The sequence below is a fragment of the Rhodococcus sp. ARC_M6 genome, from assembly GCF_022810305.1.
In the GTDB taxonomy this organism is placed as follows: domain Bacteria; phylum Actinomycetota; class Actinomycetes; order Mycobacteriales; family Mycobacteriaceae; genus Rhodococcus_F.
In genome coordinates this window covers 23,771-43,930 of record NZ_JALGQH010000025.1, presented here as the reverse complement: position 1 = coordinate 43,930, position 20,160 = coordinate 23,771, and the positions used below count along the sequence as shown (strand labels likewise).

Here is a 20,160-nt window from a genome sequence, read left to right as displayed (position 1 = left end):
AACTCTCGATCAGTTGGTGGCAAACCCGGGCAGTCGCTCGACGTCCTCGATGATCGAGAACTCGGACGCGTCGCCCTTGATGATGCGACTGGACTCACCACGGACGTCGACGGGTACGTCGCCGGCCAGTGTCACGCGGTGCACGCTGCGCGCCTGGGTTCCGTAATCGGAAACGCCGTAGTGCTGGGTGGCCTGGTTGTCCCAGATTGCCAGATCACCGGGAGCCCACGACCAGCGAACGGTGTTTTCCAACTTGATGATTCGAGCCTGCAGCAGCTGATAGAGAGCTACCGACTCTGACGGCTTGAGTCCGACAAATTCCTTGACGAAGTGACCCAGAAGCAGAGTCTTCTCCCCCGTCACCGGGTGGATGCGGACCACCGGATGCTCCGTCTCGTAGATCTCCCGCGTGAATTCACCGTAATTGGTCACGCGCTGAGAGTTACCCTGCTGCACCTTGTCCACGATCTCTCCGTAGTCGTAAGCATTGGTATGAACGGCACGCAGGTTCTCGACCAGAACCTTGAGTGAGTGCGGCAGCTGGTTGTACGCAGCGGTCGTGGACGCCCAGGTGGTGGCTCCGCCGTACTCGGGAATGGTGGTGGGGCGCAGGATCGACGCCTTCGGGATGCGGTCGATGAACGTGACGTCGGTGTGCCAACTGCTGGCGGCGCCGTCGAGTACCAACAGCTTGTTGTCCTTGGACGTGAGCGTGGGGTGCGTGGTGGTCTGGGTGCCGAGGGTTCCCGCAAATTCGTACTGCGACACGTCGTCGAGGTGCTGCTGGCCGCGGAAGAACACAACCTTGTGCGCCGCCAATGCATATCGAATTGCGTAGGCCGTCTCTTCGGAGAGATCACCGGAGAGATGAACTCCGTCGATCCGGGCTCCGATCAGCTCTCCGACCTTGTGGACGGTGATGCCGCCGGCTGCGTAAATCGCTTCGGGGGTAAGGGTTACGCGCTCGAGTTCACTGATGGACATGAAATTCTCCTGGGGAATCTAAAGTGAAAGAAGTTGGTGTCGAACGTGCAGATGGGTCAAACCGCAACAGTCAGGTCGGGCGCCACACGTGCACGTTCCCGTCCTTCGCGCTGACGCAGCGGATCCGGAATCGGAACCGCCGCAACCAATTGCCGGGTGTAGTCCTGACGCGGTGAGCGAAATACTTCTGCAGCGGGGCCCTCTTCGATCAATTCCCCGCTGCGAAGTACTGCTACCCGATCGGCTACCTGATGGACAACGGCCAGATCGTGGCTGATGAACAGGCATGCGAAGTTGTATTCCTCTCGTAGATCGGCAAAAAGCGACAAAACATCAGCTTGAACGGACACATCCAGCGCGCTGGTCGGCTCGTCCGCCACCAAAAGTCGTGGCCCGAGCGCCAGTGCGCGGGCGAGCGCAACTCTCTGGCGTTGCCCACCGGAGAGCTCCCCCGGTGCTCGATGCGCAAAAGACCTTGGTAGACGGACTGATTCGAGCAACTCCCCCACCCTGTTCCGCAGCAGCGCGCCGGTCGCAAAGCGATGAACCTCGAGGGGCTCTCCGATGCTCTGGCCCACCGAACGTCGTGGATCAAGCGATGCCGCTGGATCCTGGTGGATGAGAGCCATCCCCTTACGCAGGCCTCGAAGGTTGGTTGCCGAGATCGTCCCGAGATCCGTGCCGTCGAAGCTCACACTGCCACTGGTGGCCCGGATAACCCCGAGGGCTGATCGCCCGAGAGTTGTTTTACCCGAGCCTGATTCGCCGACCAGCCCGACAACCTCACCCGGACGCACACTCAGACTCACACCGTCGACGGCCCGAAACGCCTTGTTACCCAGCCGCGACGGGTAAACGATGGATACGTCGTCGAACCGGAGAATCGGAGTGAGAAGCGAGTCTTCCAATCGTTCGACCAAAGCGACGGCCGGTCTTGCGTGCCCAGCCTCCGGCAACCGGGGAACAGCAGCCAGGAGGGCCTTCGTATACGGCTCAGTCGGTGCCGCAAAAAGATCGAAGACCGACCGCTCCTCCACCACCTGCCCCGACTTCAACACGAGCACGCGGTCGGCGATGTCCGCTACAACGCCCATGTTGTGGGTGATGAGCAGAATTGCGGTTCCGGATCGATCCCGCAAATCTCTCAGCAGTTCCAGAATCTCAGCCTGCACCGTCACGTCGAGCGCTGTGGTGGGCTCGTCGGCAATCAGGAGGTCCGGTGAACCCGACAGCGCCAGAGCAATGACCACACGTTGCTTCTGGCCACCCGAAAGTTGATGCGGGTACCAGTCGACTCGACGCTCCGGATCCGGAATCTCGACCATCGCCAACAGCTCGATCGCCCGGAAACGTGCTGCAGCCCTTGAAATCTTGCCGTGGGCCCGCAGCACCTGGGCGATCTGCCACCCCACCTTCTGAACCGGATTGAGTGCAGTCTGAGGTTCTTGGAAGACCATCGCAGCCTTGATACCTCGTACCTGATTCAACGTTGCCTCGTCGGCTCCGAGCACCTCCTCACCATCGAGTTCGATCGACCCACTCGCCTGCGCACCGTCCGGAAGCAGTCCGAGAACGGCCCGCGCGGTCAGCGACTTCCCGGAACCCGACTCGCCGACCAATGCAAGAATTTCCCCTTGTCTCACTTCGAGATTCACATGATCCACGACGGTAGTCAATGGGCCTCGGGAACCGTCGGCGCCGAACGTGATCACCAGGTCCTTGATGGAGAGGACCGCTTGTTTCGCTGCTGTTTTCATCGCTCGTCCTTTCAAAGTAGCGGAGTCAGATACGGCGGGCCCGGCCGAGGGACTGGGCAATCAGAAGGAAGCTCAGGACCAACGCCGACACGATCACCAGCGGTCCGACTGCGTAAGCCGGATTGGCATCAAGATTGGGGATAGCGCCGGCGATGATGGATCCCAACGACGGATCCGGCGGACGAACCCCGATGCCCAGGAAACTCATCGCGCTTTCCGCAAATACTGCGACCGACATCGAGAGCGCAATCTGCACACCCAAAGGTTCGATAGCGTTGGGCAACACATGCTTACGGAGCACCCACCATCGACTCGCGCCGATTACCTCGGCAGATTCCACGAACGGCAACTCCCGCACCTTGAGAACCGTCGTGCGCACCAGACGCCCGAACAACGGTATTTCCGCAGCCACGATCACGGCAATGACCGGGCCGACCCCGGGGCCGGTGATCGCGACCAAGGTAATCGCCAGAATCAACAGTGGGAAAGCAAGAATCACGTCGAAGATGCGCTGGGCGATGACGTCGGCAACGGGATTGATACTCGACACCAGGCCGGCCAGTGAGCCGATAATCGCGCCCAACGGCACGGCGACCAGCACAATGACGAGGTTGATCCGGATGCCGTAAAGCGAACGAGTGAAGACGTCACGGTTCACCTGATCAGTCCCGAACCAGTGCTGGGCACTGGCGCCCAACAGATTTGCGCCCTCGATCTGCTCGTTGGGCCCGTAGTGCGTCAGCAGTGGTGCTGCAATTCCCGCTGCCGCGATGACCAACAGAATCAGGACACCAGCCAAACCCTGACCGTGTGTCAGAGCCGCAAGGACGGGCCGCGATCGACGAACCTCGAGGTCGACGGGATGATCGACAACAGTCATGATTGGCCTCCGATTCGGATCCGTGGGTCAAGGTAGGCGTGCACGATGTCGGTCACAAGCTGAATCAAGACGAAGATCGTGACCGACAGCAGGAGAAGCACCTGCACAACCGGGTAGTCACGTCGGCCGATTCCCTGCTCGATCAACTGACCGATTCCCGGCCAGGCAAAGATTGCTTCCACCAGAACTGCACCGCCGAGGAGGTGGCCGGTCTGGATTCCGAGCACAGTAAGCATGGTCGGCAGTGCGTTACGTAACGCACTGCGCGTGACCAGGTTCCATCGAGACACACCAGCAGCCTGGGCCGTGATCACGTACTGCTGCGCCATCTCGGTACGCAGGGCTTCCGAGAGAAATCTGGTCAAGGCGGCCGCGACCGGAAGGGCCAGGCACAGAGACGGCAGCACCAGATACTGAAGCGTGATGTCGGGATGAGCAAGGTACCCGCCAGGCGGAACGCCGCCGGACGGCAGCACCGGAATCACTATGGCAAAGACCAGGACAAGCAGAACACCGGTCACAAAATTGGGCAATGCCACCGACAGAGTGTTGAGAACGTTCACCGCCGATGTGAGCCACTTCTTCGGCCACACCACCACCGCCACACTCAGGACCAAGCTCAGCACCACAGCCACGAGCAATGCGCTGCCGGCCAGAACTGCTGTATTGCCCAAACCTGCCAGCACCAGATCTGAAATCTGGCCACCGAGGACAAACGAACGTCCCAGATCCAGCGTCAGCACGTCGCCGATCCACGAAATGTACTGCGCCGGAATCGACTTGTCCAGACCGAGCGAATGACGAATGGCTGCAATCGATTCGGGCGTCGCATCCGGGCCGGCCAGCGCCAACGCAGGATCACCAGGCACGAGTCGCATCACCGAGAAGATCAGAAGTGACGCCAGAAAGAGAACCACCACCGCCGACGGTATTCGGCCGGCAACATAGCGAATCATGTTCTCCCCTAGGCCAGGAAGGTGTTGGCGAACTGCGGCTGACGACCCTTTGTCCACGCAAGATCACGAACTGTGGATGCCGCTGATACCTGCGGAACGACCACGCCGATCTCGATCAGGAACAACTCGTCGAGTAGTTGCGTTCCCAGATCGGCGTACAGCTTCTTGGCCGCGTCACTCGAACCATCCGGTACCTGCCATGCAGCGTCGGCCACTGCCGAGTACGCCGGCGAACTGAACTTGGATGCGTTGTGGGCGGCGTTGAAGGGATAGGCACTGACCGTCAACGTCGACGGAACATACTGGGCAAACGTGTGATTGGTCAACCACAGACCCTTGAACTCAGCGCCGATCAGCTGTTTGAAAAAGATAGTTGCCTCGACGGGATCCAACTCGACGGTGATTCCAGCCTCGGCAAGATTGGCCTGAACGATCTGCGCTGCCGCCTCGAAATCCGGGCTTGCGCCGGTATAGGTCAATGAAATCGTCGGCAGCGCTCCGACCTCACTCACCAACCCGCGGGCCTTCGCAACGTCACGGGTATACGTCGAGTTCTTGGCAGCGTCGTACGCCGGCGACGATTTCGGCCACGGCAGATTCACGGCGTAACCCGTGTCGCGATAGACCTCCGTCATGATGCGTTCTCGATCGATTGCATAGGCCAAGGCTTTTCGCGTCCGGACGTCAGTCAGCCCCTCGGCGGTCACATTGGCGCCGAGATAGATCTGCAATTCGGCCCCGTCGATCGACGTCGTTTCGAAGCCGCTGGTCTTGGCCAACGTCTGCGAGTCCCGGAAGGTCAACCAAGCCGGAGAGACCAGCGCGACCTGGCCCGATTTCAGTGAAGTCAGACGTGCCTGCGAATCGGGAACGATGCGCGCTTCCACCCGATCGAGGTACGGCCGCTCCGCAATCCAGTAGTTCGGGTTGCGTTCGAACGAGATTGCACTGTTCGGCGTCCGTGAAACGAATACGAATGGTCCTGTGCCGATGAAAGATTCACCGGTTACTGCCTTGTCAAACGTCTGGGAGTCGAAAATGGGTGCCAGGTCGAGCAAGTCGAAGATATTGCCGGTTCTATGCGCGAGGGTGATGACCAGGGTGTGTGGGTTCGAGGAATCGAACCCGGTGATAGCGGCGGCGGTACTTCTGAGCTGGGCGGAGAACTTGGGGTCGGCGTAGGCGCGAAGCGAAAACTCTGCGTCTGCCGAGGTGAACGGTCGACCGCTGTGGAACGTGACGTCGTCACGCAAATTCAGCGTCAGCGTGAGACCGTCGTCCGAAAGCTTCCAGTCCTTCGCCAGAACAGGCTGGGGCACTACGGAATCGAGCGGATACCGGGTCAATGTCTCGTACACGAGACCGGAAAGGGTGACACCCGCTGCGGTGGTGCTGGTCAGCAATGCTGACGGGCTGATGTCGTCCGGGATTGCCAGCGTCAGTGTGCCGCCGCGAACCGGATTCACGGATTCTCCGGCCCCGGAAGACTGTTCACCAACCGCCGAAGAGCACGCAGCGAGCGAACCGCTACCGAAGATTGCAAGCGCAGCAATGGCACTGCCACGGAAAAAGGCACGGCGGTCGAGGCCGGCCGTCGAAAGAGACGAGTTCACGACAGTTTTGGTCCTTCGTACGAGGGTCCGCAGCAGCGCACTCAGGGTGCGGGCATGCGAAACGAAATGTGTATCGTCCTGGCGGCCTCGAACACCCCGGTAATGAAGGGGAAGTGAGGGCTACGCCAGCCGGTGTGGCACTGAAGAAATCAGCGCAGACATCGCAGAGGGACGGACACGGTAAACCTTCCGGTCAGATTCAAGGCGCCTGCCTTGATAAACACACTTAATCATTTCCCCCGATACTGAGGACATAGTTGAACTCACCGTGATCTGAACTCGTGAGTCTGTCTACCGCTCAACGGGACAGCACTCCCGGTGCCGCACACCATCGCGATAGCGTCCGAGAAACCAGACGTCGACACCGAGGAGACCCATGCAGCCCGAAAGCCCGGCCGAGCAGATCCGAACCACCCTCGCACGGATCGCACACCTCGCAGATACCGGAACCGTCGAGGACTACGTCGAACAGTTCACTCACCAGGCCGAATGGACGATGCCCGCCAACCCGGACCGCGGATTGCCGACGCAGGTACGACGCGGCCGCGACGAAATTGCGGCCGGCGTGCGTGAGCGTCGTAGCGCCGGAATTCAGGGACCGGGCACGTTCACCCGCCACGTCACCACCGCTATCGCCGTCGATGTCACCTCGGAGACGACTGCGCTCGCCGAGGCTGTGTGGACGTTCTACGTCGATACCGCTACTGCACCTCGGCTGAGCGGCGTCGGGAGTTACGCCGACGAGTTCGAACTCGAGGATGGCCGCTGGAGACTGTCGAAGCGAGTGATCGCGCGCGGCTGACGGTCAGTCCTCCTCACCGGTGATCATCTCGCACCAGTCTTCGACCTGATCGATCCCTTCGTCAGCCCACTCCGGGCTGTTGTCCTCCAGGGCGTCGAAGACGCTCTCGCAGGTCAGCGCGTTCGGTAGACTTCCCGAACCCCCAGGTTCCGAGTCTTCGGCGGACGCAATCGAGACGGGACCAGCGACCAGCGCGAACGCGACGACGCCGGTCCCGACCAGGCTTTTCACACGCATGATTGACTCCTCCACACTTGCCGATGTTTTCGGAGTACCCGGAGCCAGTCGCGTTATTCACTTCGATCGCGCGTTGACGACTCTTGACGCCAGTGATTGCACTCGACTGACCACCATCGCCGCGGATGTCCGGAGGCTGCACCTGGCGCGTACTCCGCCCCGAACTTCGGTATCCGCGGCACGCATGACGTCATCGATGACTGCGGTCAACCCCTGCCAGTCCACCTGTTCCAGAGCCACTCCCGCCGATGCGAACTGCGGAAGATCCGGCAACGGCGGCAGCTGAGGCGACGCTACGGCGTCGAAACCTCCGTCGAGCCAACTGAATTCTGCACCCTCCACAACTTTGTCCGACAGTATCGTCGAATCGAGCCCTGTCATCGCCTTTTCGACGCCGCCCAACTCGGGAACTTCCATAAATCGCACGGCCGGCGGATCGAACGCGTACACGACGTCACTCAACCGCTCCGTGGTGCCATTGCGATTCGACGCTGTCAACCGGAACTGTCCCGATTGTTTGAGCATGAGCAGATGTTTCGACTCGCTGATATCGAGCTTGTGGATCTCGCCCCACGGCGTTTCGAGTGCAAGTTCTCGATATCCCGCAGCGTGCCAAGTGAATTCGATGTATTGATTGCGCAGACCATGTCCAGGAACTGCACCGAACATGCCGATGGAGGGCGGAGTCGACAGCGACATGATCTGGCTGTAAAAGTACTCGTACCAATCCAGTGCACTCGGGCGAAGTTCGCTCTTGCCGCCGAGTCCACTCTCGAACAATACAATTCCGTCGTGATCAATTCGTCCCGCCAGTGCAGCCAGCACCGAACTCCGGTCACCACCGACGCCCAGAATATCGCGAAACAGCACTGCCAATTTGTATCGGTCCGTGCCAAGATCCTGAACCGTCTGCCCACGAACAGATTCGGGCGGTTTCATGCCTGGTGCATGTATCTCCGGAATACTCGACCCCGAGGAACTGCTCAATGTGAACTCCGACGCAAGCAATACAACGTCGATCGGATCTGCGCTCCACACCACCCGAAGCGGACCGATGTCCCCGAACACAACGGAACGAGAATGCAGGAAGTGAACGGCGCGAGCAATTTGGGCACAGTAGGTAATTCGCGAGATGATGTCGTCAGGTTCGACAACAAGCGAAGCCTCGACCGCACGCGAATGTTCGGGACTGTTGAGCCAATCCAGAGTTCTGGCTACCTTCACCTGCCCAGAATGTGGCGTGTGCAGACTCTCTTCGAATCGGGCGGGTAGAACCCCGGTGATGTAACCCACTGCGGCGCCGTTCGATTCGACAATTTCGAGCGGCCACAGAAACAACGAATCGAGTGTGCGTCGATCGTTGTCGGGCAGCCTCCGCCGAAACTCGATCAACTCTCGCATGTTCGGCGCGAGGCCCGAATCGTCGTCCGCGAACTCGCGGTACAGACAGCGGAAACCTCGACCGACCCCCTTGGGTGCCTTGATCTCGGACACCAGAAAGCCTTCCGGCACATCGATAGTACGGAGGACAACCAGATCAGGAAGACTGATACTCACGCTTTCACTTCCTGCCCGAAAGAACGTGCAACCGGTTCATGAGACCACATAGCCGAGCCCTCCCATAGCGGCGCTCAAGGCGGTACTTTCCATCAATTCCGCACACGAATCCGCGGAACTGCCGACGGCAGCACGTACCAGTTTCCGGCAGATCTCGACAAACAACTCCGTCGACAGTGACGGATCAGCGACCGTTCTACGCCTGCGCGGAATCTGACTGTGGTGAACGGAGAGAAGGGAATCGAACGCATCCTCCCCCACCAACCAGACCAGGAGCGGCGCCTGCGAATCAACTTCCAGAATCTCCATGTTCTGCGCAACGGCCGTACCCGAACCGACCACAATCGACAGCACCCGGGAAGCCGGAATTCCGTCGTACATCCGGCCGCGCCCGTAGTCTGCGCGACTGTCGAAATATACGGTGCCGCCCTGGCCGCCGGTAACTGCAACCTCCAGCAGGTCTACCAGAATCGGCCGACGGGCAAACTCGTCATTCAGCCACTTCGTCAGTGGTACAAGACATTCAAGCTCAGGGGTGCTGATGAGTCCGCCCAGCGCAACACGAACATCGATCCGTACCCGAGTGATCGGTTCGATCTCGAGCCCGGCAGTCACGGCTGCATCGTCTCCGGCCGCGGCAGATGCGACGCCTGATCGGCAGCCCAGTTCGTCTCGGACATCCAGTGCGGCAGCGGCCCGGCTGCATGCGCTGTGCCTGCCACAGGGTTCTGGGGGTAGCTGCCGCCGACGTAGGCGGCAGTTACCGTCTCACGCTCGGGGGATACCGCCGGCTTGTCGAGCACCACACGGTTCGGCGGCGCCGCCGCCGGAGCAAACGTATCTGCCTCTCGCTGCCTCGACCGCTCGGGCTGCGCGTCACTTGCCGGACGCACCTGCCCAGCCCCGACCAGTCCACGCTCCCATTCCCGCAGACGCTCCGAAGACACACGCTTGGCGTGACGGCTCCATTGTTCGAGTGCCTCGTCGACAACTTCGGCCTGATGCGCCACAACGGTTTCGTTGACCTTGAGGACTGTTTCCTGCTGCTTGCTGATCCGATCCTGTTCGGCCTCGAACTCTGCATCTCGTCGAAGTTCACTCACGCGCTTGCGGGTATCGATCACCTCGGTCGCGTCGCGCTTTTCTTCCTCTTCAAACGCTTCGACCAATTCGTCGTATGCCGTTCGAGTACCCGCGTTGGACATCACTTTGAACAGAACGGGCAGAAGTTCGACAAGCATGAAGAGGATCGAGACCGCCATGTGCGCCATACCGGCGGTGCCGTCGCTACCCGACAGATCGTTGAGAGCCTTGAGCCGCGCAATGATTCCGGTGTTGGCCTGTTCGAGGGCATACGAACCGTTCTGCGCGCTGTCGACCTGCGAACGCAGCGTCTCGACGGTCTTCTCGACTATCGGCAGATCGTTCTCCGCGTCAGCGACGGCCTTCTTACTCTCCTCGAGGAGAACTCCCTTGAGTCGCTCGATAACCGCGGCCTTCTCACCTTCCTTGACGGCTATCTGGTCGAGAGTGCCCTGCCACAACTTCTCGGCATCGTCTGCCAGCCTCTTCTTTTCGACACACAACGCCGCACATCCCGCCACACCGGTACCGGCCGAACCCTCCTCTTCTTGAAGAGCTCTCGTGCGCGCAGCATCGTAATCAGCCTTTTGCTTTGCTGCAGTCGCCTCGAGCTTGTCGATCTCCGCTTGAACCAGGCCGACCTCCGGATTGACTGCCGGATCGGCGGTGGGCCCGGCATTGATCAGGGCACGCATTTGAGCTAGCTCGGCTTCGGCCTCGGTCAGGTCCGAACTCAACGTCGAATCCTTGAGTCCCGTACGCAACTCTTCCTGCGACGTGAGGATATTGCGGTTGAGCTGAGTTTCGATTTCGCTCTCGAACACCTTCAGCATCAACGGCGTCGAGATGACAAAGCCGATGACGATGGCCAGGACCACTCGGGGCAACGCCAGCATCAGACTGCGGCCGATACGCTTTTCGCCGGAGAGTCCGATCACCAACAACCGGTCGAGGTTGAGAATCGCCAGGCCCCACACCAAACCGCCTGCAATAGCAGTCCATCCGGTCGCAATGCCGGTAATCGACAATGCATAGGCAGCCGAAATCGTGGCAAATCCAGCCGTCGTCAGCAATACCGCACCCATCGCGGTCTGCTTCGCTACCGAGCCCGGAAGTTTCTCCAGGACATCGACGCGAGAGCCCGCCAAGCGCGCAAGAAAGTACTTTTTCATACCGATCCATTTCAAGTCTACGAGAAGAGATATCGAGGGCTACGTTTTCGACTGACCGAATCTGGCCAATGTGAGAGGAAAAAGAATGTAAATCATCGTGAGGGACAACAACATCGGCAAGGCCGTCGACATCTGCCACATTCGCACGTACCCGACAAACGAGTAGCACGAATCGGCGACTACCGGTCCGGTGAACGACTGGATGGTCTGGCAGGGACCGTACGACGGCCAGGTCGGTGTGGAACCGTAAATTGCCTGCGGCGTTGTAGCGCCCTGCCAACCGTCGGTCATCTCCGCCATCACCGAAGGAGCTGCCATAGCCGTGAGGTCGCCTCGAAAGAACACTTGCACGGCCGGTACCGAAAGCAGTGCTGCAACAACGACTATCAGCAGGTACGCGGTAACCTGGTACCGGCGACCAGGCGCCGCACCAGGACCGATACTTTCCAGTCCGGATCGGATCCGGCGGTGCAGTTTTTGTACAGAGAACAGTGCGATCACCGCAACGACATATCCGAGCGGCCTCCAGAGAATCGACCCCAGTGCGATCGCGGAGAGCACAGGCATCATCGTAACTACCAGCAACGACGCAGAGTACGGATTAGTCAGCAGTCCTCGTAGATCGGCGGTGCGGCGGGAAGCGAGTTCAGTCACCCGTGTCCGTCCACGACAACGCCATACGAAGTCGCGAGTTCCGCGAGACCCCCGTCATAGCCCTGCCACACCGAGCGCACTCGCCAGCGGCCGGCCCTCATATAGAACTCGCCGACGATCATCGCCTGTTCTGTGGTCCCGTGCACGCATACTGAATCGACAATCGGAACTTCGTTGTCCGTCAACACCATTCGTAGCGGATTCAATTGGCTGAACGAACCGTCACCGGTGATGACGACCCCCAGTGCCACGCGGTGATATCGCGGCGCAAGGGCGCCGAAATCGATGTCCACACGTTGAGTGTCGGGCGCTAGCGTGGCAAGTTTGACCGCTCCACCGCCGCCCACCGGCGTGTTGTAGAAAACAAAATCCTGGTCGCCGTTAACTTTTCGATTCTCGTCGAGGAGAAACGCAACGAGGTCGACGTCCAAAAAGTTCGATGCGGGCTGGGTCCAGGAGACCGAGCATCCCCAGCGCAGAGAGTCCGGCGATAAATCTACCGCTTCACCCATGACAATCGTGCGGGGCTCCGGTTGCGTTGCAACCGGATTGGGTGCCGATTGGGGTGCTGGAACCGATTCCGGCAGCCTGATCAATGGTTCTGGTGTGTGCAGTATCGGCTCGGGAGCAGGCCCGGCGGTCAATCGATCCCGCCACGCAACCGCTGCGTCGCGACCCAAACCGCCGGCAACAGTGCCGACCGCAAGGTTGAACAGTTCGGTCTGATCGACCAATGCCCACGGTGAGTGTTCCCGGATAACCTCTGCCGCGGTTCCCATCGACTCATGCATCTCCGGCGATGACGCCACGGCCATGGCCAAGGGCCACAACCGATGCACGCTCCCGTTCGCGAATTTCTTGTCGATGGATTCCTGAAGATCAAGCGCGTCGTGGGCCGTCTCCGGATCGACGAGTACCGCTTCGGCCAGAAGTGAAGCCTGCGTGACGGTCACGGACATCCCGCGCTCAGTCTGATGCGGATCGACCGACATCTCTCCCAGGCTGCAGTTGTCGTCCTCGCCGATCACCACGGCGCCGGTTCCCGCCCACATTGCCAGACTCGACACGGGAGCAGTGATCAGATGTCTGTCAGTGCCCACCTGAGCCGGGTCCATGGCGTGCTGCCAACGGAATTCGTCTGCCGAACTAGGTGCGCCGAGCATCGACACAGCGCCACTCCACAGTCGCCCGACCGGCAAGTCACGTACGCCGAGAACAACAACCGGACCGCCGCTGCGCGACGCATCGACCGCGTCGAGCAGCAGACTCAGTACACCGGTTCGCCATGTACCGGGTTCGAGGAGAAAGTCGAGGATCTCCGCGCGCGTTACCGCGCTCGGACTCGGATCCGATTGAGTCATGACGTCACTGCCAGTGCCACACGCCGCGGGTTGCGAGCACCCAACGGACAGGATCGAGGCAACGGAATGGTGTGATTCCACTGGCGTGCAAGCGATCTCCAACGGGAGATTCTCCCAACGCTGAAACAGCGAAGTAGCGGTTGGCCAACGGACGGCCGGTGTGCGGCTGATCCACCGACATCACCATCGGGGTGGCATCCAGCTTCTTGAGCAAGCTGCGCACTTCCTGATTGAGAAGCTGACCGTCGCCGTCATGATACGGCGCCGGCCGCAAGCTGAAGTCCCGCGAGAACGCCGCTCCCGGATTGGACATGATCCGGCTCCAGTCACTTCCTTCGACGCTCTGAAGCGCCTGCAGTGCATCAAATTTGGAAAGAATGATGGCCAGGTTCGGAGTTCCCAACCCGATGATGCCCAAAACAGTGCGCAATACGGTTCGGGGATCGCCGCCTACCCGCTCTTGAGTGGGCACCAGATCGTGCAGTTGGTTGGTCACCGATTCGACCTTCAGCGGATCGAACATGAAAAGCACACCGTCCGCGTGCGCGAAGAACTGCAGCCACGGCGCTCGTGCGTTCTCCTGATTCTCGAGGTCCTCGCCGGCAACGTCGCGAATCACGAGAATCTGCGACACGTTGTTCCAATGGCCGAGACTGAAAATCAGTGGCTCTCGCTGGTACGGATTTCCGGTGTGCGCGGCCGGGGTGGCTTCGAGGATTCCCCGAGCCTCGTACAGCGGCGCCTCGTAATGATCGCGATATGTTGCTTCGGTAGTGCTGTCGAATGGTTCGACGACGGCATTGAAGCTCTCACCGAGCAATTGCAGTTGCTTGATCAGCACCGCAATGTAGACGGTCTTACCCGTTGCACGGGCACCTGCCATCGCGATGCAGGTGACCTGTGCGTTGCGCCAGCCGTCAACGAGCACGTAGTGGCACGTGGGGCAGACTTCGCGGACGGGTCCACCGAGCTCGAGCTCAGCGTATTGCGGCGGCGGCGCCCAGCTCGCATGAGCGTCCGCCGGCCGACGCAACTCGATGATCTTGCGCGAGAGCACCTGGCCACCGTGATACGAGCTGGCAACCGGGTCTGCCTCGGTTGTCGTACCGGACACCTGGGTCCAGGCAAAATGGTCAGCAGTCAAGCTGACGAAGCAGCGTGGGCATTTGCTCACGGGAAACCACCGGTGGTCGAATCGGACATAACAGGAGACAATAGCTGGGAAACTATCCGGGACAGTCCACCCGGATCAGTGATGAGCGTCGCCACCGCCCCCGGCGCGATCACAGTGCAGTACGCCCCGACAGGAACCGTCCCCGGTAACGCATCGGACAACACCACCAGATGCCGAATCGCCGACGAGTCAGCCGTGGCCGCAGCAAAGTCAGCCGGTACGGCGTCGGTGATCGTGTAGACGATTCGCCGCGACTGCTCGGCAGATGGCAGAGCACGCGTGGCCTGGAAGCCGACACCGAGCAGCGCCGAATCCAGGTGTCCCTGAAGCACCGGCAGGAGATCGCGCAGTGCACATTCAGGCACGGGGTGCGTCTGCGAGCCGAGCACGGACACCGCCGGTGTCACATCGCCGAGCACAGTAGAGACTCCGGCCAGCAGATCTGCGACGGTAGCAACACTGGAATCGTCGAAACGACGCATCATCGACATGGAACTGTCGACGTCGATACTCACCGCGTATCGCTCCGCATCGCGAAGTCGATCGGTACGCAGAATTCCGCGGGCACTCGAGCGTGCCAGAGAAGCCAATTCACCCAGAGCAACATCGACTTCAGTTCTCCGCGCGGCAATTTCGAGCGAATCAGCACCCAACGTGACGGTGGCCAGATCGGCGCGATGCAAACCTGAAACATCCATCGGCCGAAGCTCGGCGCGGTCAGGGTCGTGATCGTTCTGGCTGTCGACACCGATCGTCACCCGCAGGACAGTTCCCTGAGGAAACGCAACAAGCCCGTTGCCGGGGCGAGCTGAAATCGTGATGACGTCTGCCACGCGAGGCAGAATCATCAGCCCCGGTCGAGGATGCACAGCACCAGTAGATTGGCCGGATTCCGCAGTGGCCGAAAGTTCGACACCCACTCCACCTGCATCGGCACTGACAGCCAACGGCCGGCGCGGAAGTTCTACTCTCCCAGATCCATCGAGCACATATGCGGGCATCAGCTATTGTCCCTTCTAAAACGAGCGAACATTCCATTTGAAGTCGGCTCGGACTTCGCCGTGACTAAATAGTCGAACCATTGCCACGCATGAGGGCGGTATCTGTCGACGTCCACCAACTGACCCGCGGACTCCCGACGCCACGCTTCATCACGAAACATGTCGACGATGGGCGACAGACTGTTGCGGTCGGCGTCATACAGATCGGCCAGCGACTCACGTGCCAGGAACTCCAGGAGTCCGTTTCCGTTCTTGCTCCCGAGTCCGAGACTCGTCAGGAGATCCGGAGTTGGGCGTTCCGTCTCGGGAGCGCCATCGGTCAAGAGCATCACTGTTGCCAGCAGCCACTCCCGATCGATGATGCGTGACCGAATCAGCTCGGCAATATTGTCGCTGACATAGTTGCTCGGACCCAGAATCGATCGCCTCAAACCGGCAATCTGAGCGTCACCAACAAACGGCACAAAGGGCGCACCGTGTCGGTCGCGAGCCCATCGGGATGTGAAGAACAGAACCGCGAGCCTGTCCAGGATATCGTTGGACAGTTCGGCAATCTCGGCTGCGTTCAGGTGGCAGTAATCGATGAGGGCGGGTCGCATCAGCCCTACCCGATACTGCAGTTCCCCGGAACCCTGCTCTGCCCATCGATCGATGAATCGCACCTGCGCCCAGGCCAATGCGGTTTCATCGCCCCGCCGATTCGGCGGGGTGATGACCGTATCCAGTCGTTGAGCCTCCACGTCGGTACACAACAGATGTGCTGCTGCCGTCGCGAGTTCGCCTGATCTCGGATTCAGATTATGCGACACCATGATCCGCTGAAGGAACCGTGGCGCAATCACTCCGGGATATTGTGCGGCCAAGTTCACGAGATCCTCGGCAAGAAGATGGGGAGAACTGAGCAATCTGCTCGCCGGTGAGGGCACAAACCCACCGTTGTAGGCCTCCCACAGAACGCGCCACAAGGATTGCGGCACATACGTTCCCCAACCGTCCGCGCCGTGATCAGACGGTCCGGAAAGTTTCCGGAGCACCAAATCCGACGCTAACGCCACGGCAGACTCGGCGACGACCTCCGGGTGCACGTCGATTCGCCCATCCGTGGGCAGATCGTCGAACTGCAGCATCCACTCGATCACATCACCTGGTACGCGAGCACCCAATGGTCGGGTTGCGAAGTACCCCGCGCCTTTTCCATCCGTGACGCATCCCCGAAGCAATCCCCGAAGCGGGGCATCGATCGCGCCGACGCCCTCGATAAAGGACGAGGCAACCGCTTCATCGAACAACAGGGGCACCACTGCCCACTCGACCAGACTCTGCACGACAGTGACGATGACATCATCGGTCACTCCGGCGAACATGATCACATCAGCAAACCGAAGGATTTCCGTTTCAATAAGGAACCGCTTGTCAGACTGCACACGCGGATTCTTGACACTGAGCCGGTTGAAGAAGTCCTCTGCCGTCGCCTCCACCATGGCCAAGAGCCCACGCGATGGCTGAAATTCGAAGCGCCCCAATTCATCACGAAAGTTGTACGGCCCACTCGACCAACCCGGGACGCGCCGAACGAACTCAAGAAACTGAAGCCAGCGTTCTTCGGACTGTTCGGAAGTGTCGCTGGGGAGCGCAAGAATGTCATGCATTGCCTGGGATGGTTCCCGGCGCTGCACCGAGTCCGGAGCATACGTCGAAGCAGGCGCGTAGCCATCCGGCCAACCCGGTACCGGCTTCGCGGTAGATGACGATGCAGCATGCGGAGCCGGTATGGCCGACGGCATAGGCGCGGGCGATGCCTGGAACCGCACTGCCGGCAACAGCGGCGGGACATGATTGATTACTCTCATCGCTTCGGTGTGCGCGTCACGAAAATCATCATCGACCCGCACGAGTGTCGCCAAGGGCCAAGCTGTTTCGGCACCACGCACCGGGTCTGAATCGGCAATCGCATCCAGGTCCCCCAACGCCTCGACTGCAGTGTCCGGATCCAGGAGCACTGCCTGCGCCAAAGCTGACCACTCTGTGACTGTGACCGCGACCCCCGCTGCGGTGAGGTGCGCCTCGACGCCAAGTTCGCCCGGTGACAAGCTCTCGATTTCGCTGATTACAACGAAACGATCTGGCAGTTCCAAGCTTTCGAGATCTTCGACCGGAACGCACACGACATGCACGTTCAACTCGTCGAGGTCTTCGGCACTCGGCCGCCGCTCGAAGGTGGAGAAGTAGAAGTGCGTCGACGCGGCGGCCGACATCAGCGCACTCAGGGCACCGATCCACATCGCGCCCCGGTCCGGATTCTCAACCCCGAGAACGACTGTGCCCCCGTTATGCATCGCATGATGCACTGCATCGAGCAGGACACACAGCACACCGATCCGCCACACGTCAGGATCGAGAATGAACTCCACCACTGCCCGTAGATCCACTACAGTGCCCGAACGAAACTCCGCGGCCGCAGCAAGCCCAGCTCGAAGCACCTGTTCGGCACCGAATGGAATCAACCAGTCACTGGAGTGCCACAACGAAATCGGCCTTCGACGCGGAGGCAGTTCCGGATTTCGGTCGACGAGGACGTGAACGAACACGTTGCCGGGGCGTCCCGATGCGTCCGAACCTGCCGGTACTGAATGCCAGTACGCAACATCACCGTCGTAGAGGGGTCCGTAATGCAGACGCCGCGGCCTCGACTCGATCTGCTCCTGAGTCGGAAAGGCCGGGGGCGCAACAACTGTTTCCAACCGAGTGTTGATGCCGGCACGCACTGCATCCTGCTCGGTCTCGTCCAGCTCGCCTGCAACGTCTTTGACCTGCCAGCCGCCCAGCACCTGACCGCGTCCGGTAGTCGGCCGATCAAAAGAGGTGTACGTCAACTGCCCGTACCGCGGGGTGCCGGCAAGCGCGAAGGCCTCAGCGCCGACTAGGTTTTCACCGCTCATCCCGCCTGCCCAGCTGACGCGCCTCGGCCGTCGACCCAGAGCTTCTCGACGGCCGGATCGATCAGGGCAAAGGTACTCCGATGGCTCGGCTGCAGATCTGCGAACAGCCGAATATAGCCGTAGAGCCCGCGCACGTCGGCACTCCACGTCGCTCCCCGATCAGCCCGACTGAGCTGGTTGGGCTGAAACTGCTTCGAACGTCCGTTGCCATCTGCTCCCGCAGCCCACACATCCACGGCTGTACCGTCCATGGAACTCAACGGCAATCGATTTGCGTTGTACACCAACATAAACGGCGGCGATCCGTGCGTATCACGTTCCGGAGCGAGCGTGATATCGACCGTGGAACCGGAATTGGGGCCGACAATGTCGTACTGCACCCGCAGCAGTCCGGGATAGTCGACGACAGTCGGCGCGCCCAGCACCTTGGCACCGGCCGTGTACGACACGGGAACCACATGCACCGAGCATCCGATCGCGGGCAACTGCGCGGGGAAATGCAGGCCTCCGTCCCGCTCGTAGCGGTTCCGCGAGATCTCGTGCCCGGCCGGCTGAGCCAGTGCGCTTGCCGAATCCATATCGCGTGTACTGACATACACCTCGATGGCAGCCGCACCTTCGGGCCAGGCGAACGTCAAGAGTTGCTCGGCGCAGCGCTCCACCAAACGCAAATGCCGGACCGCTCCGAGTGGTCGCGTCGCCGATACCGTCTTCCCGACCTGAACGCTGTTGTCGAGAGTCGTCACCGGCGTGAAGTAGGCGCGCGTCCATCCACGTGGCCAGGACACTTCGGCCATCACACAATTCCCGGTCTGGGCGCCCTTGATCGGATGGATCAGACGCGCGTCGGTCGGCAGCCCTCCGGACGCTTCGAGAGCGCCTTCCGCCAAGACCGATTCTTCGATGCCGGGTTTCGGGCCGCTCTCGGTGCGGTAGATGACGACCTTGCCCACCGGCGGACTGCTCCATCGCAAGTCGAAGCGGGGTTCCTCGGCGTCACCATAGGTCTCGACGGACAGATCGAGTACCGGCGAAAGAATCACCGAAACCGCAACGACCTCCTCGACCGGCGGCGACAGTTCGGTACCCCCGTCTACCGGCACTTCGCAGATAGCTCGATACAAATAGCGCTGACCGCGTTCCGCTGTCGAGTCCACAAATCCACCGAGGTTGTCGTCGTCTGGATGGAGCCGAACCTGACCGCCCGTTCCGGGACCGCCCGCCAGTGCCATCCGCATGACGCGAACAACTTTCACTCCGGGCCAGGTGTCCCAGCGCCCGATGACCGTGCCCTCGTCCTCTGAAATCGCCAGATCCACGACGGGACTGATGATCTGAGCCGTGCCGATCAGGGTCGGCTGCTCCGAGGCCGCATCGGCGATTGTCCGTCCGACATGGCACCACACCTGAACGAACCGCACTGCCGAACTCGGCGGACGCAAATCCGTCAGCGAGACGTCCGTCGTAGCACCGAGCAGTTCCCCGGCTTCCGGCTTGTAGGCACGATTTTCCTCGTTGGAGACAACCCGGTAGATGACAACCTGGCCGCTGCCGGCCGCATACGGTTCCCATTCGAAGCGATATCCCCCTTGAGACTTCTTTGCAGCCAGCTTGATTCCGTTGTCGACGTCAATGGAATAGTCGAATTCACAGAAATCGTCAGCACTCAGCTCAAGCAGATTTGCTACGACGGGCGTCTGCGGCACGACTGGTGCCACGGTGGCAGGTTCGGTAGCCGGCGCACTGCTCGGAGCGGCAGCGTCGGCGTTGTTGCCGAGTCCGGCAATGACATTCGCGATGTGTCCAGCCATGGGCTTGGCTGTGCGCGGAAGCATCGATTCGATTTCCGTGCTTGTCCGTCGGTTGGAACGCGCGATCTGCGTGAGATGCGCATCCTTGATCACGCCGATCTGCAGTTGGTCGGCCGCAATCGCTCCCGATCGCCATTGCAGAAGTGCGTCGAGTACCTGTCCGCTCATCGCTCAAGCCT

Annotated in this window: 16 protein-coding genes; 1 reads left to right on the top strand and 15 read right to left on the bottom strand. The window is 60.6% G+C overall.

Going from position 1 to position 20,160, the window contains the following annotated elements; translation table 11 throughout:
• Positions 1–9 precede the first annotated feature (9 nt).
• The 5 genes from MTX36_RS21995 to MTX36_RS21975 are packed head-to-tail and all read right to left on the bottom strand — an operon-like array spanning position 10 to position 6,190.
• A complete protein-coding gene (locus MTX36_RS21995) occupies positions 10–984 on the bottom strand; it encodes a TauD/TfdA family dioxygenase (protein WP_243621772.1) in 975 nt (324 codons plus the stop codon).
• A 56-nt stretch (positions 985–1,040) separates the two neighbouring features.
• Positions 1,041–2,741, bottom strand: coding sequence for an ABC transporter ATP-binding protein (locus tag MTX36_RS21990; RefSeq protein WP_243621771.1), 1,701 nt, complete (start codon positions 2,739–2,741; stop codon positions 1,041–1,043).
• 25 nt (positions 2,742–2,766) lie between these two features.
• Entirely contained in the window at positions 2,767–3,621 is an 855-nt protein-coding gene (locus MTX36_RS21985; protein WP_243621769.1) for an ABC transporter permease, read from the bottom strand.
• Positions 3,618–4,577 carry an ABC transporter permease gene (locus tag MTX36_RS21980; protein ID WP_243621768.1) on the bottom strand — a complete coding sequence of 320 codons (960 nt, stop codon included), beginning with the start codon at positions 4,575–4,577 and terminating at the stop codon, positions 3,618–3,620. The genes MTX36_RS21985 and MTX36_RS21980 overlap by 4 nt, the downstream gene beginning before the upstream one ends.
• 8 nt (positions 4,578–4,585) lie before the next feature.
• Positions 4,586–6,190, bottom strand: a complete 1,605-nt coding sequence (locus MTX36_RS21975; RefSeq protein ID WP_243621766.1) for an ABC transporter substrate-binding protein — start codon at positions 6,188–6,190, stop codon at positions 4,586–4,588.
• A gap of 376 nt (positions 6,191–6,566) precedes the next feature.
• Here MTX36_RS21975 and MTX36_RS21970 point away from each other — a divergent pair, with 376 nt between their 5' ends.
• A complete protein-coding gene (locus MTX36_RS21970; protein ID WP_243621765.1) occupies positions 6,567–6,992 on the top strand; it encodes a nuclear transport factor 2 family protein in 426 nt (141 codons plus the stop codon).
• Positions 6,993–6,995: 3 nt separating this feature from the next.
• Here the strand turns inward: MTX36_RS21970 and MTX36_RS21965 are convergent, their stop codons facing one another.
• The 10 genes from MTX36_RS21965 to MTX36_RS21920 all read right to left on the bottom strand — a co-directional run bounded on the left by MTX36_RS21965 (position 6,996) and on the right by MTX36_RS21920 (position 20,149).
• Positions 6,996–7,229 carry a hypothetical protein gene (locus tag MTX36_RS21965; RefSeq protein ID WP_243621764.1) on the bottom strand — a complete coding sequence of 78 codons (234 nt, stop codon included), beginning with the start codon at positions 7,227–7,229 and terminating at the stop codon, positions 6,996–6,998.
• A gap of 57 nt (positions 7,230–7,286) precedes the next feature.
• Positions 7,287–8,786, bottom strand: a complete 1,500-nt coding sequence (locus tag MTX36_RS21960) for a hypothetical protein (RefSeq protein ID WP_243621763.1) — start codon at positions 8,784–8,786, stop codon at positions 7,287–7,289.
• 36 nt (positions 8,787–8,822) lie between these two features.
• Complete coding sequence (locus MTX36_RS21955; protein WP_243621762.1) at positions 8,823–9,401, bottom strand: hypothetical protein; 579 nt, start codon at positions 9,399–9,401, stop codon at positions 8,823–8,825.
• On the bottom strand, positions 9,398–11,041 hold the full coding sequence (locus MTX36_RS21950; protein WP_243621761.1) for a DUF4407 domain-containing protein: 1,644 nt from the start codon (positions 11,039–11,041) through the stop codon (positions 9,398–9,400). Before MTX36_RS21950 ends, MTX36_RS21955 begins: the two co-directional genes overlap by 4 nt.
• Positions 11,042–11,080: 39 nt before the next feature.
• Positions 11,081–11,695 (bottom strand): hypothetical protein, encoded by a 615-nt coding sequence (locus MTX36_RS21945; protein WP_243621760.1) that lies wholly within the window; start codon positions 11,693–11,695, stop codon positions 11,081–11,083.
• Entirely contained in the window at positions 11,692–13,056 is a 1,365-nt protein-coding gene (locus MTX36_RS21940) for a TerD family protein (protein WP_243621758.1), read from the bottom strand. Before MTX36_RS21940 ends, MTX36_RS21945 begins: the two co-directional genes overlap by 4 nt.
• A 4-nt stretch (positions 13,057–13,060) precedes the next feature.
• Positions 13,061–14,230 (bottom strand): hypothetical protein, encoded by a 1,170-nt coding sequence (locus MTX36_RS21935; RefSeq protein WP_243621756.1) that lies wholly within the window; start codon positions 14,228–14,230, stop codon positions 13,061–13,063.
• Positions 14,227–15,063: a hypothetical protein gene (locus tag MTX36_RS21930; protein ID WP_243621755.1), complete on the bottom strand. Its 837-nt coding sequence runs from the start codon at positions 15,061–15,063 to the stop codon at positions 14,227–14,229. The genes MTX36_RS21935 and MTX36_RS21930 overlap by 4 nt, the downstream gene beginning before the upstream one ends.
• 167 nt (positions 15,064–15,230) lie before the next feature.
• Positions 15,231–18,170 (bottom strand): hypothetical protein, encoded by a 2,940-nt coding sequence (locus MTX36_RS21925; protein ID WP_243621753.1) that lies wholly within the window; start codon positions 18,168–18,170, stop codon positions 15,231–15,233.
• Positions 18,167–20,149, bottom strand: coding sequence for a hypothetical protein (locus MTX36_RS21920; protein WP_243621752.1), 1,983 nt, complete (start codon positions 20,147–20,149; stop codon positions 18,167–18,169). Before MTX36_RS21920 ends, MTX36_RS21925 begins: the two co-directional genes overlap by 4 nt.
• Positions 20,150–20,160: the final 11 nt, after the last annotated feature.

Bases quoted from the DNA above. Each gene is read 5' to 3' on its own strand.
- MTX36_RS21970 (WP_243621765.1), top strand. From the start codon at position 6,567: ATGCAGCCCGAAAGCCCGGCCGAGCAGATCCGAACCACCCTCGCACGG.
- MTX36_RS21925 (WP_243621753.1), bottom strand. From the start codon at position 18,170: ATGAGCGGTGAAAACCTAGTCGGCGCTGAGGCCTTCGCGCTTGCCGGC.
- MTX36_RS21995 (WP_243621772.1), bottom strand. From the start codon at position 984: ATGTCCATCAGTGAACTCGAGCGCGTAACCCTTACCCCCGAAGCGATT.
- MTX36_RS21990 (WP_243621771.1), bottom strand. From the start codon at position 2,741: ATGAAAACAGCAGCGAAACAAGCGGTCCTCTCCATCAAGGACCTGGTG.
- MTX36_RS21950 (WP_243621761.1), bottom strand. From the start codon at position 11,041: ATGAAAAAGTACTTTCTTGCGCGCTTGGCGGGCTCTCGCGTCGATGTC.
- MTX36_RS21965 (WP_243621764.1), bottom strand. From the start codon at position 7,229: ATGCGTGTGAAAAGCCTGGTCGGGACCGGCGTCGTCGCGTTCGCGCTG.
- MTX36_RS21920 (WP_243621752.1), bottom strand. From the start codon at position 20,149: ATGAGCGGACAGGTACTCGACGCACTTCTGCAATGGCGATCGGGAGCG.
- MTX36_RS21980 (WP_243621768.1), bottom strand. From the start codon at position 4,577: ATGATTCGCTATGTTGCCGGCCGAATACCGTCGGCGGTGGTGGTTCTC.
- MTX36_RS21940 (WP_243621758.1), bottom strand. From the start codon at position 13,056: ATGACTCAATCGGATCCGAGTCCGAGCGCGGTAACGCGCGCGGAGATC.
- MTX36_RS21985 (WP_243621769.1), bottom strand. From the start codon at position 3,621: ATGACTGTTGTCGATCATCCCGTCGACCTCGAGGTTCGTCGATCGCGG.